Origin of the sequence: Bacillus sp. JJ664, from assembly GCF_036962205.1 — a bacterium.
GTDB lineage: Bacteria > Bacillota > Bacilli > Bacillales > Bacillaceae_G > Gottfriedia.
This window is the reverse complement of record NZ_JBALMS010000051.1, coordinates 138,143-153,949: the sequence shown is the minus strand read 5'-3', so window position 1 is coordinate 153,949 and position 15,807 is coordinate 138,143. Positions and strand designations below refer to the sequence as shown.

At 32.3% G+C, this 15,807-nt stretch carries 12 protein-coding genes; 2 read left to right on the top strand and 10 right to left on the bottom strand.

Features of this window, described 5'->3' with window-relative positions; translation table 11 throughout:
- Positions 1–22 precede the first annotated feature (22 nt).
- Both V7056_RS09925 and V7056_RS09920 read right to left on the bottom strand, forming a co-directional pair.
- Entirely contained in the window at positions 23–1,231 is a 1,209-nt protein-coding gene (locus V7056_RS09925) for a DHHW family protein (protein ID WP_499701508.1), read from the bottom strand.
- A gap of 264 nt (positions 1,232–1,495) precedes the next feature.
- The gene (locus V7056_RS09920; protein WP_499701507.1) at positions 1,496–2,437 is read right to left on the bottom strand and encodes a DMT family transporter; all 942 of its coding nucleotides are present in this window, start codon (positions 2,435–2,437) and stop codon (positions 1,496–1,498) included.
- Between the two features lie 138 nt (positions 2,438–2,575).
- Between V7056_RS09920 and pdxR the strand changes: the two genes are divergently transcribed.
- Positions 2,576–4,009, top strand: a complete 1,434-nt coding sequence (pdxR, locus tag V7056_RS09915; protein WP_499701506.1) for a MocR-like pyridoxine biosynthesis transcription factor PdxR — start codon at positions 2,576–2,578, stop codon at positions 4,007–4,009.
- A gap of 92 nt (positions 4,010–4,101) precedes the next feature.
- Here pdxR and V7056_RS09910 read toward each other — a convergent pair whose 3' ends face one another.
- The 7 genes from V7056_RS09910 to V7056_RS09880 all read right to left on the bottom strand — a co-directional run bounded on the left by V7056_RS09910 (position 4,102) and on the right by V7056_RS09880 (position 13,011).
- The gene (locus V7056_RS09910; protein WP_499701505.1) at positions 4,102–4,965 is read right to left on the bottom strand and encodes a pentapeptide repeat-containing protein; all 864 of its coding nucleotides are present in this window, start codon (positions 4,963–4,965) and stop codon (positions 4,102–4,104) included.
- Positions 4,966–5,170: 205 nt separating this feature from the next.
- The gene (locus V7056_RS09905; RefSeq protein WP_499701504.1) at positions 5,171–6,997 is read right to left on the bottom strand and encodes an adenylate/guanylate cyclase domain-containing protein; all 1,827 of its coding nucleotides are present in this window, start codon (positions 6,995–6,997) and stop codon (positions 5,171–5,173) included.
- An 11-nt stretch (positions 6,998–7,008) separates the two neighbouring features.
- Complete coding sequence (locus V7056_RS09900; RefSeq protein WP_499701503.1) at positions 7,009–7,353, bottom strand: DUF3307 domain-containing protein; 345 nt, start codon at positions 7,351–7,353, stop codon at positions 7,009–7,011.
- Positions 7,340–8,497 (bottom strand): HD domain-containing phosphohydrolase, encoded by a 1,158-nt coding sequence (locus V7056_RS09895; protein WP_499701501.1) that lies wholly within the window; start codon positions 8,495–8,497, stop codon positions 7,340–7,342. The genes V7056_RS09900 and V7056_RS09895 overlap by 14 nt, the downstream gene beginning before the upstream one ends.
- A 423-nt stretch (positions 8,498–8,920) precedes the next feature.
- Positions 8,921–9,607 (bottom strand): GNAT family N-acetyltransferase, encoded by a 687-nt coding sequence (locus tag V7056_RS09890; protein WP_499701500.1) that lies wholly within the window; start codon positions 9,605–9,607, stop codon positions 8,921–8,923.
- A 116-nt stretch (positions 9,608–9,723) separates the two neighbouring features.
- A complete protein-coding gene (locus V7056_RS09885) occupies positions 9,724–11,766 on the bottom strand; it encodes a SpoIID/LytB domain-containing protein (RefSeq protein ID WP_499701499.1) in 2,043 nt (680 codons plus the stop codon).
- Between the two features lie 204 nt (positions 11,767–11,970).
- Positions 11,971–13,011 carry a DUF3048 domain-containing protein gene (locus tag V7056_RS09880; RefSeq protein WP_499701498.1) on the bottom strand — a complete coding sequence of 347 codons (1,041 nt, stop codon included), beginning with the start codon at positions 13,009–13,011 and terminating at the stop codon, positions 11,971–11,973.
- Between the two features lie 228 nt (positions 13,012–13,239).
- Between V7056_RS09880 and V7056_RS09875 the strand changes: the two genes are divergently transcribed.
- The gene (locus V7056_RS09875) at positions 13,240–13,455 is read left to right on the top strand and encodes a hypothetical protein (RefSeq protein ID WP_192603928.1); all 216 of its coding nucleotides are present in this window, start codon (positions 13,240–13,242) and stop codon (positions 13,453–13,455) included.
- Between the two features lie 94 nt (positions 13,456–13,549).
- Here V7056_RS09875 and V7056_RS09870 read toward each other — a convergent pair whose 3' ends face one another.
- The gene (locus V7056_RS09870) at positions 13,550–15,781 is read right to left on the bottom strand and encodes a heparinase II/III family protein (protein WP_499701497.1); all 2,232 of its coding nucleotides are present in this window, start codon (positions 15,779–15,781) and stop codon (positions 13,550–13,552) included.
- Positions 15,782–15,807 lie beyond the last annotated feature (26 nt).

The following is a 15,807-nucleotide window of genomic DNA, read 5'->3' as shown; positions in this document are numbered from 1 at the left end:
ATCCTTTCCAAAACAGAATCGATTACTGTATATATTCCGTAATATTTTTTTCTACTGCAGTCGTATTCGTGATAAAAATAACAGCATCGGGCTTCTCATCTTCTATAAACTTAACAGCCGAACTATTTTTAAAATTTGCATCTTCTCCGAAATATCGTGTATCAAGTACATCTACTTCTTTAAAATGTTTTGTTAAAAATGGGATAATCGGTTTTGCATATGAATCCTTTAAAATGACTAACTTTTTTTGAGAAATAGGATCTGAGTTTTTGTATCGTATTAACGCTTGATTTAATCCGAAATAAACAAAACGATCTGTATATGGATTAACTTCAGTTAACTTCTCAGTGAAAAATACAGGATCATCACATTTGTTATCTTTATCTATACACGCTTTTACGGTTGGCGAGATGATATCGTTTGTTGGAACGATCATTTGATCAGATTCCGTGACAAATGATAATGTCGTTGATCGTGCATATGACCCATTAAATGCTAATCCTTTTTTTTCAAATTTAAATGTATCCTTTGAAATTGGCTCACCAATTTCCGGTAAGGTCTTATTCAATTCCGAAACTATTTTTTGATAACCAATGAATGCACCATTCGTATTCCAATGATGATCCGTTTTAAAATAGATCTCTTCTTTCGGCTGTTTACGAAGTTCTTTTTCAACATCCACCAAATGTAATGAAGGTACCGTTTCTAAACCATCTCGTAATTTCTTAACACTTTCCTTTCCATAGCTAGGTAGATATGTAGGTAACTCCGATTCAAAAAATACAGACTTATGTGGGATAATGCTATAAAAAACTGGAATATTCTTTTTAGATAGTTCACTAGTTAATCCCTTTACCTCGTTTACTAAAGTAGTAGGATTTTGATTTGAATTTTGTTGAATGATAAAGCCATTATTTGAACGATAATATTTCTTTGGACCAATCTCAGCAATTTTTTGATCAATCATCTTATATTTAAATATACCGTTGATTTCTAGCATTTTATTTCTTAATGGGTATTGATCACTATGATACGTTTCATATTCATCAAAGTATTTTCCGCTCTTAAAAGATTCGCCAGTTAATACTGGTTTTGTTGCTAAGCTTCTATTTTCAATGACAGAAACCTTTCGATCAGGTAGTACCATTGTTAAAAAGAAACTACCGAATAGAATCCCAAAAAAGAATAACGAAATGATGATATTACTAAAATTCAATTTAGAATGTTTCATGATAGATGCTTTACCTTTTTATTTATTTTTAAGATTAGCAAATCTAGTTCGTAAAGCAACACCCCTCCTATTTCTTAACTAGAGTTACTATTTAATGATTAAAGTCATATAACAATTGGAAAAATAATCAATTTTAATGTCATAACTTATATATTTTATAAGAGCGCAGGTATGTTAGTAAAGCATATTTGCGGCATAAAACATCATTTTTCGATTAATTTTTAGTTTTCCCTTAATCTCTAATAATAAAAAAAGAAATCATATTTATATGATTTCTTCATTTTGTTCTTTTATTTGTTTTTTAAAGTAACTACCCTGTCTTCTATATAAGGCAAAAGTAGACCAATTTGCGATAAACACCCCGACTAATATCAGAACTCCACCAATTGCCATGATTGCTTTGATTGGTTCATCCATTACGAAATATCCTAATACGCTTGCAATGAGTGGTGATACGTAAAGCCATGTTGAAGGAAATACAGGATTTGTTTTTGATAATAGCCATGTGTATAATCCGTGTCCTCCAATTGAACCGACAAAGACTAAATATAAGATTGGCCATACTGCATCCCATGAATATAAAGTTTGAACGGACGGTTTTTCAAACAGTATCGAAATAATAAGAAGAAATAAGCCACCATATAGCATTTGTACAGCATTTATTAAAAATGGAGAGACTTTTTCAAAATCTGTCAAAAATTCCTTTGAATTGACTGAACCAAATCCATAGAATACTTCACCGATTAAAACCGCTAAACAGGCTGCTATCCATAAATAAGTCACATGCTGACTCATTCCTGGTAAACAAACACATATAACACCTGAAAATGCCATTAATAATGCAATAAGCTGCTTCTTTTCAATTCTTTTATTATTTCGTTTCAGTTGCATTAATAAAATCATCATCGGACCAGTTGCTGAAAGAACAGCTGCTAACCCTGAAGTTATGTACTGTTCTGCCCAGTACAGAGTTGAAAACGTCATGAAAGTTAAACAAAATCCGATAAACATAATTCTCTTTGAAAAAATAAAGGAAGATACTTTTTGTCCTTTACTTAAAAAGTATGAAATAACTAGAATACCAGCTAAAGAGAATCTTAATCCTGCTGAAAATAATGGCGGTACACCAGATACAATCCCAAACTTTATTGCTAGAAATGTCGTTCCAAAGATTACACAAATAAGAATATAATTAATAATGATCACTTTATCACTCCTTCGTTAAACGTATTATATGAAGTTAGGTGTATAACAGTATAGGAGACTATATAACAGTTGAATATTTTTGATTGACTATTATCCTTTTTTTAACTAACGTTAAATCAAAAAGCATATGGTGAGTGTATGAAAATTCATATTCATAAACAATCTACAATTCCATTTTATCTCCAAATTAGTAATCAAATAGCTCAACGCATTCATAGTGGTCTTCTTTTAGAAAATGAACAATTACCTTCATTACGAATTTTAGCAGACGAATTATCGATCAGTGTATTAACCATTAGAAAAGCATACAAATGGCTTGAGAAAAATGGGTTAGTTTGGGTTAAGCCTGGAAAAGGTGTTTTTGTATTAAAAAAATCGAATCGATCACAAGAAAAAAAAGACCACTCTAATTGGCAACAGACACTTGGTATTAATGTTGTACGTTCCCAGTATTTAATGAATAAAGAATCCGTTACTTATAATTTTTCGAAGGCAGTAGTTTATCCACGACTTCTTCCAAATAAATTTTTAGCAGAAGAAACACAAAAATTATTAAAAGAAGATGCTTCTATCTTGACGACATATGGTTCTGTTCAAGGTGATGAGGAGCTAAGAATCGAAATTTCAAAACATTTATTGGAGTTTCAAAAAATTCGTTCGACCCATGATAATATCATTATTACAAGTGGCGTCCAACAAGGCATTGATTTAGTAGCTCAGGCTGTATTGAAGCCTGGAGATTCAGTTATTGTTGAAAGTCCTTGCTATGGTGGAGCATTAGATGTATTTATTAATAAAGATATACACATTATCCCTATAGAAATGGATAATGAGGGCATCAGGTCTGATTTGATAGAAGAAGTGTTTCATAAATTTAAACCTAAATTATTATATGTGAATCCATCATTTCAAAATCCGACTGGAGTATCTATGAGTAGTGACCGTCGTAAAGAATTAATTGACCTTGCCGAACGATACAATTTTTTTATTTTGGAAGATGATTCATTTGGTGACATTTATTTTGAACAGTCGGTAAAACAGTATCCAATTAAGTATTATGATCGTAATCATCATGTTATCTACATTAAAGGTTTTAGTAAAACTTTGGCACCAGGAGTTCGAATTGCTGCAATGCTAGCAAATGGTCCGATTTTTGATTGGTTATTTGCTGTAAAAGCATCAATGGATGTCGGTAGTCCTTTACTGACTCAAAAAGCTATTCTTCCATTTCTACGGACAGACCGAATGAGAAATCATGTTGAAAAATTAAGGATTGCATTACAGCTCAGACGTGATACAACTGTCGACATCCTTTCAAGTGAAACAAGTCGCTTACAGTTTCAAATTCCTAACGGCGGATTTAATTTGTGGTTATCATTTAATGAACCAGCTATAGATATATTTGATTTACTAAAAAAAGCCAATGAGAAAGACATCTCTTTTTTACCAGGCGTTGCATGTTATAACAATAAAACGAATGAACCATCATTTCGAATTAGCTACTCACTCGTTAGCGAGGATGAATTATCAATCGGTTTAGTAGAATTATGTAAAATCATTAACCAATTTTAGAAATAATTATTTATAGATCGATATTTTACTATCTATTCAGCATCAAAAAAGAGACTCGCATTTTAAATGCTTGTCTCTTTTACATTCATGAATTATTTTGTCCAATGTGATGGACGATTTAATCTTATCGTTATTTTCGTATGGATGTCCCCTTTGGTTGCGTTTAACTGTGCTTGCGTTAGGAATATACTATCTGTTAAATCTGCTCCACATATATCAGCATCGCGAAAATCGGCCCCAATTAAATCTGCTTTTCGCAAATCCGCTCCTCTTAAATTTGCTGCTATTAGATAAGCACCCCTTAAGTTGGCTCCTCTAAGATTAGCTTCTTTTAAATTCGCTCCAATTAAATCTGCTCCTCGACCAATGTTTTTATGACGTTTCTTACTGTTTCCTTGAAGATGAATTACTTCAGATCTTACAAGTTCACTAGTTTGCAAAAGTAAGTCATTTACATACGCTCGATGTGCTGCAACATCTAAATCAAGCAGTGAATCAGAAGGCAAATAAGTAAGTCGTTCAGTTTCATCCAAAGCACATTGTATCTCAGAATGAATATTTGAATTTAGATTTAATGTTAGTGCCTCATTTAAATACCAAAGCATTTCTTGTAGTTGACGCATTATTGGAAAAACGTCAAACATTTCCTTTGCAGATTCAGGTCTCGATCTCCAGTCTTTTCCATTGTAGGTATACTGTGATACCTTTTGACCGGCACCAAAGCAATCAAAAACTGTACATCCTTGAAAGCCAATCTGTCTTAAATTGTTATGCACGCCACAACGAAAATCAGATTGTAAATTGATACAAGGACTTCCTGCTTCTTTATCTAGCGCAAAGTCTGCTGAAGCCGCGAAGGGAAGTGCCACACAACATAGACCAAAGCACTTCTCACAATCAGCTTTTAAATCTCCTAATGCTTGATTTGTTTCTGTAATACTTTGATTTTTCACCATAGCTTTGCCTCCCTTCCCTTTCGTATACTAATGAATAGTTGCCACATTTAATCGTATCATCGAATATTTTACTGGTCAATTTTACCATGTACTGAATAGAACAAAAAAGCATCCTAAAATCTAAGTTGGTTGCTTCTCTCTATTGTTGCAATCAGTTATATATTAATAAAATAGGACTGTAAACAGTCCTATTTGGCAAAATTAATTAATGTAGCTTTATTTTTACTAAATCGATGTTTTCTTCTATCCCTTTTAGGTTTGCTTTGAAGTCTTGTATCTCAATGCTTTGATCATTTAGAAGTTCAATTATTTTTTTATTCTCGAAGTATTCCTTGCTAAGTACTATATCGTTACCGATACTTTGACCTTGAATTCTAGCAGCAATATTAACTGTTCTACCAAAATAATCTAAGCGATCATTCGAATTAACCGCTATTGCTGGACCGCTATATAATCCTATTTTTAGTGTAATATGTTCCTTGCCATTTTCCCTTAATTCAGATATATGTTTTTGGATTTGAAGTGCCGCATTTACACCATCCTCTGGCACATAGAATATCGCCATTACTGCATCTCCAATTGTTTTTACTACACTTCCCGAATTTTTTTTGATCCATTTTGATAAATAGTCAAAATGTTCTCTTACTTGGCTATAAGCATTAGCGTCACCTAAAGATTCGTATAGTGAAGTAGACCCTTGTAAATCACTAAATAAAATTGTTACATTTTCTATACCCACTCTTTGACCAGGGGACAGTATTTCTTCTGAAAATAGGTCTCTAAATTCTTGCATCGAAGTGACCTGCGCTGCGGTGATTACTTCCTTGCTCCACTCCGCTTTTTCAAATACAAATAACTTATCACTTGAACTATTGTTAGTTATAAGAACTGTTGTGTTTTTTGCCATTTCAATCTGGGTCGTCTCCCAACCTTCATTTGTATAAGATATCGATTGATTAGGATGTACTAATTTATCGCTAATGTTCAATGTAACAATATGATTTGCTTGCAAAACGCGTAATCTCATTCCGGATGGATCAGATATATCTAACTTGCGTGATTCTCCACGCTTTACGATTTGTTGTATTTTTACATGTGGGGTAATCATCGGACCACTAACACAATAACTCTGATCAAAAGCACGACGTATTGATGGATGTACTGCAAAGTTTAGTTCTACGTATTTACCAAAACTTGCATTGTAAGTTATCCCACATAAGTCACAATGAAATGCTTCCTCTAACTGTGATAAAGTTGTGTAATTCACTTTTGATACACGACAATTTGGACAAATCAAGTTCCAATCTAAATTTAATATGCCTATTTTGGTTGCATATAAAAATAAACGTAGCACTTCATGTGGATCTGCATTCCATTCCTTTGCTACGCTTTTAGGATTGATTTTTGCAACATCACTTTCATCTCCATACACTAATAAATCATGCAGATGATTAATATACTCTATATGAATTGGCGTTTCTTTTAACTTTTTTTCTAATCTGTTTAATTCACTTACATTAGTATTTCGTTTAATTTTTACGGTAGATGGACTTTTGTTTTCTACAGATTTTACAATTGAATCTAAATAGTTAATTGTATTTTTCATCGACTTTAAACCTGTTATTGGAATGGCTAGCACTCCAAGAATATTACGTGGAGTGAACTCAGCAAATAAACGAACCTTTGTACCAACAGTTCCATCAGGTAGTTTCATTTTTGCATCCTCTAATTCAATGCCCCCAATGAAACTTTTTAAAGGTCCACCTTCATATTGTCTTTCAACCATGTAATCTTCATATTCATTCCACTCAAAAGGATATTCTTTCCAAAAGATTGGAACAATACCGGCAACTTTTGCTAACGCTTCTCTATAAAAAATCGATCCTTCACTATTTTTAGCTGTTGAAAACTTTACTGAAAACAAACCAATCAATCTATTCAGTCGGTCTGTGTCACTTAGTAATTGCCAAACGGCTTTCCTATTTAAAGGATATTCCCGTTCAAGTACATATTTCTTTGCTGAAAATCGCATTTATTCCCCCCCTAGGATATACAAACTGCAAATGCTAGTATGATGATATGAAAAATTTGGTCTGCTACGATTGTTAACCAGCCTTTATTTTTATCGTCAGCCATTTGAATCGTTCTCACCCAAAAAGCCACGAATCTCTGACGATCTAAAAATATATGTCCAATATATATCATTAAAATTGCTGGAATTGACAAACCTCCTGAAATCCATCCTATTATGACTACTACAGATGTATAAACTGATACATGTGTTAGCAGTGGAAACCATTTGGTCGATTTATTTCTAGCCATCCAGTTTGTTTGAAATAAAAAATCACCAATTAGATGACCTATTAACAAAAATTCAAACTGATTCATTTGACTGTACCTCATTTGATTTACTTTGTTCTCTATTTACATACTTTCTTTCTTTTAAAGATTTAATAAAAGAGTGAACAATATGATCATCAAATAATGTATCTTTACATCGTTCTAGCTCAATAATGCCTTCCTCAAATGATAAACCTTTATGGTAAGGTCGGTCTGTTGTCATCGCATCAAAGGTATCTGCTACACCAACGATTTTAGCGAAAAGCGGAATTTCGTCTCCAATTAATCTATTTGGATAGCCACTACCATCTAATCTTTCATGGTGAAATTTTGCAGTTTCTATTAAACTTGTTATCTTACCTTTTGAATTTATTTCTGATAGTATCTCTGCACCAATGATTGGATGTGTTTTAATGACGATATACTCTTCATTGGTTAATCTACTCGTTTTTCTCAAGATTTCATCAGGAATTCCAATTTTACCAATATCGTGTAATAAAGCAGCTTTATATAATTCTTCAATCGTCTTAGCATCCATTCCCATGTTTTCTGCAATCCAACGAGAATACTTTGCTACTCTCTCTGAATGGCCAGAAGTATAAGGATCTCTCGCATCTAAAACCTTTGCAAGTGTACGAATAACATTTAAATTTATCCTAGCTAGTTCATCATAAATTTGACTATTATGTAATGCTAGTGCTGCTTGATTCGCCAATAATACTGAAAGTTTCAGATCATCTCTTGTAAAAAGCAAATTATTTTTCTTATTTAATAATTGTAGAGCTCCGATCACTTTTTCTTTTGCTATTAATGGTACTGTCATCATCGATTTTGTTGTAAAGCCACTTTGTTGATCAACTCTAGTCGCCCAAGATGCATCTTCCATTACATTCTCAATTAAATGTGGTTCACTAGTAGAAATAACTTTCCCTACAATACCTTCATTTAATTTCAACTTTATATTAATGATGTTTGAAGAATTCGATCCGTAGACTGCACATGCTTCTATCATTTGTTCTTCATCATTAACAACCCATAAAGTTCCTGCTTCTGCATCAACTAAATTAACCATTTGGAGTATAATATCTTGAAAGACTTCATTAATTTCAATATTTGAATTCAATTGTTTAAACGCTTCTAACAGACTTAATAGTTCAGTTTCTTTATATGTAGATTCTTCAGCTTTCCTCATCTCAAACTCCCTTTTCGATGATAAATAATAGTGTAGTGAATTTGTACTATTGTCTATCGGATTATTCCAACAAATTTCTACATTAAAAAATTCAATAGAGATGTGATTTCTCCTTTATTTCCAACTTCTTTCTCCAGAATTGTTCAAGTAGAATTGATATGTTTTATATCGAATCAAACTTTGTTCCTCTGAAGTATATTGTGTAAAAATACCTATTAAATTTATTAAAAACCTTTTGATACACGGAATCCAAGCACTCTGTAGTAGACATACATCCGAGACTTGATTGTTTTTTAGGTGCATAATTTCCTCAATGTATAAGGAGTCTGTCAATTTTATCTAAAAGAATGTACATTTTTACTATCTGAAATTAACGACAAATAATCCAAAATACTAAAAAGCATTTTGGATATTCATATAAATTTAACTAAAGTTGATGTCAGTTCCATACTGTATTAATTTTAGTTTTTTTGCTATAGATTGTGATGAAAAATTATCCCATGACGTACTATATAATGCGATACGTCCTTGACTTTGTATGTCCATAGCCCAAGCATTCGAAACTTCTAATCCGAACCCTTTTCCACGAAACTCTTCAAGTGTATATAAACTCGCTTCTGCAGCCATCGAGGTTTGTCTGGCACTACAACAAATCGAAACGGCCATATCATCTTGGACGATTGCATAACATGGCTGTTTATATTCAAATTCTTCATATGTATAAGGAAAATTCTCCTTTAACAACTCCTTGTTTGAATCATTAATCTGAATAACAGTTGTTGATGATTTTTGCTCTATTAATTTCGGAAATACATACGCTGGTCCAATCCACACACTGCTTAGTTGTTTATGTTTACTTAAAATATTAATGATTTCTGCTAGTTCCATATTCGAATTTGATTGGATCGACTGATCTAAAACATTTACCAAATTTCCATCTAAATCATTAGAATATCTAACTATTTTACCGTCCTTTGAAGTGCCAATATAAATCATTGGCGCAGTGTCATAAGGTAGTTCATTTATATGTGTTATTTGGTTGAACTCATTGTGTTTATATAAAACTCGAACATGACATTCTAAAAGCTCCATATCTGATAACAAAAACATTCCTCCTAACATCGTATACAATTACCATTCATGATATTGGTGAGAAATTCCTTTATCTCATCATAAAAAAAGGATAGATCAACCAGAGTTCTCTGATTGAGCCTATCCTTTTACGATTATCTCGCTACGACTGAAACTGTTTTTGTTGCACTTATATTCCCTTTAGAATCAATTGCATTTACAGACACTTTCGTTCCAGCTTTTTGTTTTGGAATCACTAGTTTATATACGCCAGTACTATAAGACTTAGTTTTATAAACCTTACTTCCGATTTTCACTTGAATCGTCAAATATTTTTCAGCTGTTCCTTGGACAAGTGTTGAAGTCGTATAAACTGCATTTACTTTTGGTAAGTTTGGTCCGACTCTTGTCACACTTTTTGTAACTGCAGCACTGCTATTTCCAGAACTATCTTTTGCCGAAATCGAGATTGATGTTCCAGCATTTGTAACTGGAATGTTAATTTTATAATTTCCATTTGAATAAGCTCTGCCAGTATACGTATGTGTACCAATTTTCGCCGTAACTGTCGCATATGCTTCGCTTTTACCTGTGATATAAGCTGAATTATTATTAATCATATTAACAACTGGTGTAGCTGGTGCTATTTTATCAACAACTTTAATCACTGTAGGATTACTAATAATCCCATTGAATGTTGCTGTAATTGATAGGCTTGTTCCAGCTTTTTGCACTGGGATATTCATTAAAAATTTACCATCTGATGCTACTTCAGTTGTGCCAATTTGATTTCCGTTAGCACTCACTTTTATAACTGCACCTGGCTCAGACGTTCCAGTTAATTGTTGATCAAGATTACTAACACCGCTAACTTTTGGTGCTGTCACTTTGAACCCAGTACGAGGTTGTTTTGTACTATACTGTGATGAAAGAGTTGTGCCTGGATAATAGAAGCTTACGATTTCCGAATAACTTTTACCCAATTCACCCATTTGTTTAGCACCGTACTGACTTAATCCAACCCCATGACCGTAACCTTTACCTTTAATGGAGATTGAACTAGATGATTCATTCATATCAGTCATTAAATAACTTTTGATGTAGCTTAATCCGATTGCAGCTCTAATTTTAGAAGCAGCAACATCTGTTAAACTTAATTGTTGAATTTTAATGTTGCCATTTGTGTCTAATTCATCTTTTGCAATGAAATCCACACTTAAATTACCTTTTGTGACTCTACCACCAGATGATGGATTCGTTAAAGTTAATTTAGGTATTTTGACAATTTTAATTGTCTTTCCTGAATAACCATTTGATTTCATCCATGTTTTAATATTAGTTGTGATCTGTTCATCTCGTTCACTAATTGTATTCCACCATGAATTTGAATCTTTTAAATCCTTGCCTGTTAAATCAATCTGTGTTTTGTATAGCGCTATTGCCCATGGTGTAGCACTATCATATGGATCATTTTTAATTGGAAAATATGGTAACGGTGAGCTTCCCCATGCATTTTCATTTGATTCAGTTTTTCCTCCATTACTCGATGAAAATACTGCATCGATTAACGAATTATTATATTTTAGTACTCGACTAAAAGTCTGATCAACAGCTTTTGAACTATTTTCATTCCAAGTATATCCACCATAAACTTGGTAGCTAATCGTGTCGTTAATCACTTTGTTTGAATTAACTTGTCTCATTGCATATGTTCTTGCAGAGATAGTTTGAGCCTTTAATGCTTCTAGATTCCATGAAGCAGGCATCTCAAATGGCACGACACCTTTCAGATAATCTTCCATTGGTAAAGTATTAATAGGACGAACATAATTGTTTTCATTAACAAATGAAAAATTTCCTAAATAACTTCTTCCATTAATAAGTAATGGAGATTCATATTGATAAGGTACTAAATCTATGCTTGTAAAATTCCCAAGCAATTCATCCCCTAAATAAAGGGCTACTCCACTAGACGCTATTTTAATTTTGTATTCAGTATTCGGTTGTAATCTAATACTTGAATTTTTTACTGCATAGCTGTCTGACGAGTTCACTGTCACTTCATTTTTGTTTCCTAAATAATTAACTAACTTAACTGAAATTAGTGGTTCCATCTCTGCAGCGTTAGCTTCAGAATGAAATGGAAATTGAGAAAAAATAATTGATAAAATTAAGCTAAAAGTAAATAATCTCTTCAAACCTTTTCCTCGCCTCTTCCTATGAAACTATCTTTTCCTAGTTTCTTTCTATTAATCTATATATATGAAATTCCAAAATTATTGTAGCATATAAACAACTAAGAATAAGTTTAATTAATATGATTGAAATATAAATGTAATGAATGTTTCAATGCATTAAAAAAGAGCAAATAACGAATTATCTGCTCTTTTAACTATTACTTTTTATTTAATTGTCACTGTACTTAAAGAAGGGACGAAATTAATCCACGTTTGACCTGGAGAAAATTCTATTTCTGTTCCTTCTAATGTAAATGGAATAATTCGGCCATCAACATTTTTCCATTGAATATTTTTATATTTCCCATCAACTAAATAGTAGCCTTTTCCTCCACTTTTCAAGTCAACTGAACGACGTCCATATTTATCAATGAATTTGTGTGTTGATTCTACAATTAAAATATTTTTAATTTGTAGTTGCTTCCCATCAAGTGCATCCTTGGCAACTACACCATCTTGATATCGTTGGAAATGTTTATTCGCTTCTGTAAATTTATATGTTACATTATTATCCGGATTATAAGAGTACTTAATAAAAACTTCATTTACACTATTCCATGAACTATCAAAAACGACTGGCTCTTGTGTGAAATCAAGTGGTGTTACTTTTTCAGCAAATGAATAGTTTCTTTTTTCAACACCCTTTTCAATTCCTTCTTTTAAAATATAGGAGTTATGTGGTGCTTTCCTGCTTGGATCTCTTTTAAATAAAGTCCCATCATAAATTAAGCCATTTAAAGAATCAATTAATCCAGCGTCCATCATTTCTTTCGCTTTCGGACTATTACCATGACAAATAAATAATGCGTGATAACCGTTTGCTAAATCAATATAATAATCTCTTGCACTACGAACTGGACCAATTTTAACTGGTATATTACTTTGAAATACAGCTAAAAATCTCGTGATATCACCTTCAGCCAAAACTTCATAAATAAGATCTGCTTTACCTAGACCGCTCTGTGGTCTAGCTAAGTGAAAATTATTTACCATAACAGCTACCGGCCTTTGTTCACTAGCCTGACTAATTGGCAATCCATTTAAAGGAGCAAAAATCGTATCAATTTCTTCCTTATCAATAACTTCTTCGTTTTTTGGTTCTTCTTTATTACCTTCATTTTTTACTGTCTTTACAGATTTCCCTTCGTGCTGACAACCAAATAAAAGTGTACTAATTGCGATGATACATAAAGTTTTTTTTAGCATTGATATCCCCACATAATAAGCGTATTTTCTTAAATTGTATTAAAAAAAACTAAAAATAGATAGTGATTTATAAGAATTTTACAAAAATAAACCGATTGATACAGACAGATTTTTAGACCTTCTAATATAACTAATTCTAAAATCAGAAGTAAGATAAAATGTTGTTCTTAAATTACTGAAAGATAAATATTTTATAAAGATAAATTTGATTTGAGGAGTTGACTTCCGATGATCGTAGTTCATTTTTATGATAAAAACGTTGAATTATTAAATCAACTGCGTAATAATGCCCCATCAGAGGGCGATCCTGTTGTTATTAAGGGTAGAAAAGGAACTATATTAAGTGTTCAGCCTATAAATGATAAACATGTTAATGTATTAGTCGAATTAGAAGTTATTAAGAAACCAACCTTCACGAATGATCCGAAAAAGAAAAGAAGATAATATTCAATTAAAGTAGTGGGGAACCTAACCCACTCTTTTTTGAATTTATCTTCTTTTAGCATATCCATTTTTTATTTTCTTTTATTCTTCTTTTTTAGCTAGCCTTCACTTTAAATAAATCACTCATATTGCCCGAAAGATCTTTTGCAGATACAGAAATATTTGTTCCTTTTTTAATAGGCATTGTCACTCTGATTTGATACTTTCCATACTTATCGGCTTTAGTTGTATACGATCTATTACCAACTTTTACAATAACTATCGCATTTCCTTCTGCCTTACCAGTAATGATTTTTGAATTCGCACTAACCGTGTTAATTGTTGGAATGTCAGGAGCTATTTCATCTTTTACCGTTACAGTTCCAGAAGCCGTGTACTGACCATTTTTACTAGTTGCAACGACTGTCAAATTTGTACCTGCCAATTGTAAAGGTACATCAATGGCAAAATTTCCTGTCGTAGTAGCTTGACCGGTTGCGATGACTGTTTGGCCTGATAATACGTTAATGTTAGCCCCACCTTGTGTAAATCCATTTAGCTTTATATCTAAATTTGTAAATTTATTGACGAAAGGTGTAGTCATTGGTTTTGCCACATTATAAGTTGAACCATCTGACATTGAAATAGTGTATAAGTCTTCATTTAATGAAAACTGCGATACAGTATTTGGTGTAGAGCTAAGACTTGTAAAGTATTGAACATTATTTCCATTAGATTCAAAATCTAATTGTTTAATTGGATATAGATTATTAAACAGTGTTGATCCAAATCCTCTAATCGGGGATTTTTGTCCATAATATTCAACTAAATTTGATTGAACATGCTGTTTCATTGTCATTGAATTATTCAATAGAACAGTATTTGAATCAAGTGTTTGAGTTGAAACAGTTTGTCCTATATTAAACACTTGATTTGTTTTATGTTTAGCATCAGATATAATTTCATCTTGAATTAATGTTACTTTCTTATTTTTCAAATAGACAATTGTTCGATAAACTCGCACGCCATTATAAATCGTATGTTCACCCATTACAATAACATGATCAGGGTTATCAATAAAATTCGTCATTTTTGCTTTCCCAACATTACTTGAAGAAATAGGATATGACTTTCCATCAACTGTCACTACATTATGTGCAAAAGTCGATCGTAAGTATTTTTGGTAAGCATCTTTTGTATCATAATTATATTTTCCGCTGTCCGTAAATATTTCTTTCCCTTTTTGAGTAAGAATGAAAGATAAATCGTCAGCATGTTTATGTGTTGTACTAAAATTACTCGTCGTAAACAATAATGAAGATGTACTTGTCCCCCATCCATCACGAATAACAGCTACAGAATTTGAAATATTACTAACTAATGAAGGCTGTTTTCCTTGTTTCCCTTTTGTCAGTACATATTCAAATTCAGGATCTAGTACTGAATAAGAAGTAGTTTTAGGTAATTTTGTTTGATCTGAATCTCCTAATCTAGGAATCGTAAAATTAGATAATACTAGTTTAGAAAACGCATTTTGTTCTTTTAAAAGAAATTGTGTAAGTTCAGCGTCCTCAGCGATTTTATTCATATCCTGAACAAGATTAAGAACGACTAAAAAGTATTGTGGGCTATGTTCCTTATGAAGGCCTTCTGGAGTAAAATCTCTCTTGATGTGGGTTTTCGTACGGTATACTGCATTGCTCTTCCATTGGACACTAGTTGTTTCTTCTGGAAAATAAGAAGCTAGCTCGAATAATGAACGGTCTTGAAAGTAGCCATGATTTGTTTTTAAATTATAGTATTTAGAACTATTTAAGTATGTACCGTGTTTTCTAAGTACGGTTTTTAAATACTGTTTACTCGAGTAAGTAACAATCGGCGAACTAATATAATAATGATAGAAATACAATAAATTATTTGTCCGATTGGCTAGCGCATGCGCATTATATGTATATGAGTCTGTTGGTCTTGCTGGATTTCCATTAGCTTTCCAAAAGCTTTGAATTAAACTAAAGCCATAAGTTAAATACTTAGGATCTTTTGTCACTTCATATGCATTTGTTAAGTAACTTAATGTGTCTAAACTTTGATAATATAAACGCCATGTAGTGTTCTTGTAAGGGTCTTCTTTCCAATTAATCGCCTTATAAGGCTTATAAAAGGGATATTTTGGTGATACAAATAATTCTCCATTTAGTATGCGGTCTGCGTTCAGTACGGTATCCTTCGTAATACCACTTCTTTTTGTAAGAAAAATCTCTTTATCCACAATAGCAGCCGCATATGAATGAATTGAGCTGCCAATAAAAATAGCAACCGTTAACAATGCTATCGTAATCTTTTTCATAGAACCTCCAAAAAAATTAATCAATT

Excerpts from the sequence above, each read along its gene's own strand:
- V7056_RS09925 (WP_499701508.1), bottom strand. The coding sequence starts at position 1,231 with ATGAAACATTCTAAATTGAATTTTAGTAATATCATCATTTCGTTATTC.
- pdxR (WP_499701506.1), top strand. The coding sequence starts at position 2,576 with ATGAAAATTCATATTCATAAACAATCTACAATTCCATTTTATCTCCAA.
- V7056_RS09910 (WP_499701505.1), bottom strand. The coding sequence starts at position 4,965 with ATGGTGAAAAATCAAAGTATTACAGAAACAAATCAAGCATTAGGAGAT.
- V7056_RS09905 (WP_499701504.1), bottom strand. The coding sequence starts at position 6,997 with ATGCGATTTTCAGCAAAGAAATATGTACTTGAACGGGAATATCCTTTA.
- V7056_RS09900 (WP_499701503.1), bottom strand. The coding sequence starts at position 7,353 with ATGAATCAGTTTGAATTTTTGTTAATAGGTCATCTAATTGGTGATTTT.
- V7056_RS09895 (WP_499701501.1), bottom strand. The coding sequence starts at position 8,497 with ATGAGGAAAGCTGAAGAATCTACATATAAAGAAACTGAACTATTAAGT.
- V7056_RS09890 (WP_499701500.1), bottom strand. The coding sequence starts at position 9,607 with ATGTTTTTGTTATCAGATATGGAGCTTTTAGAATGTCATGTTCGAGTT.
- V7056_RS09880 (WP_499701498.1), bottom strand. The coding sequence starts at position 13,011 with ATGCTAAAAAAAACTTTATGTATCATCGCAATTAGTACACTTTTATTT.
- V7056_RS09875 (WP_192603928.1), top strand. The coding sequence starts at position 13,240 with ATGATCGTAGTTCATTTTTATGATAAAAACGTTGAATTATTAAATCAA.
- V7056_RS09870 (WP_499701497.1), bottom strand. The coding sequence starts at position 15,781 with ATGAAAAAGATTACGATAGCATTGTTAACGGTTGCTATTTTTATTGGC.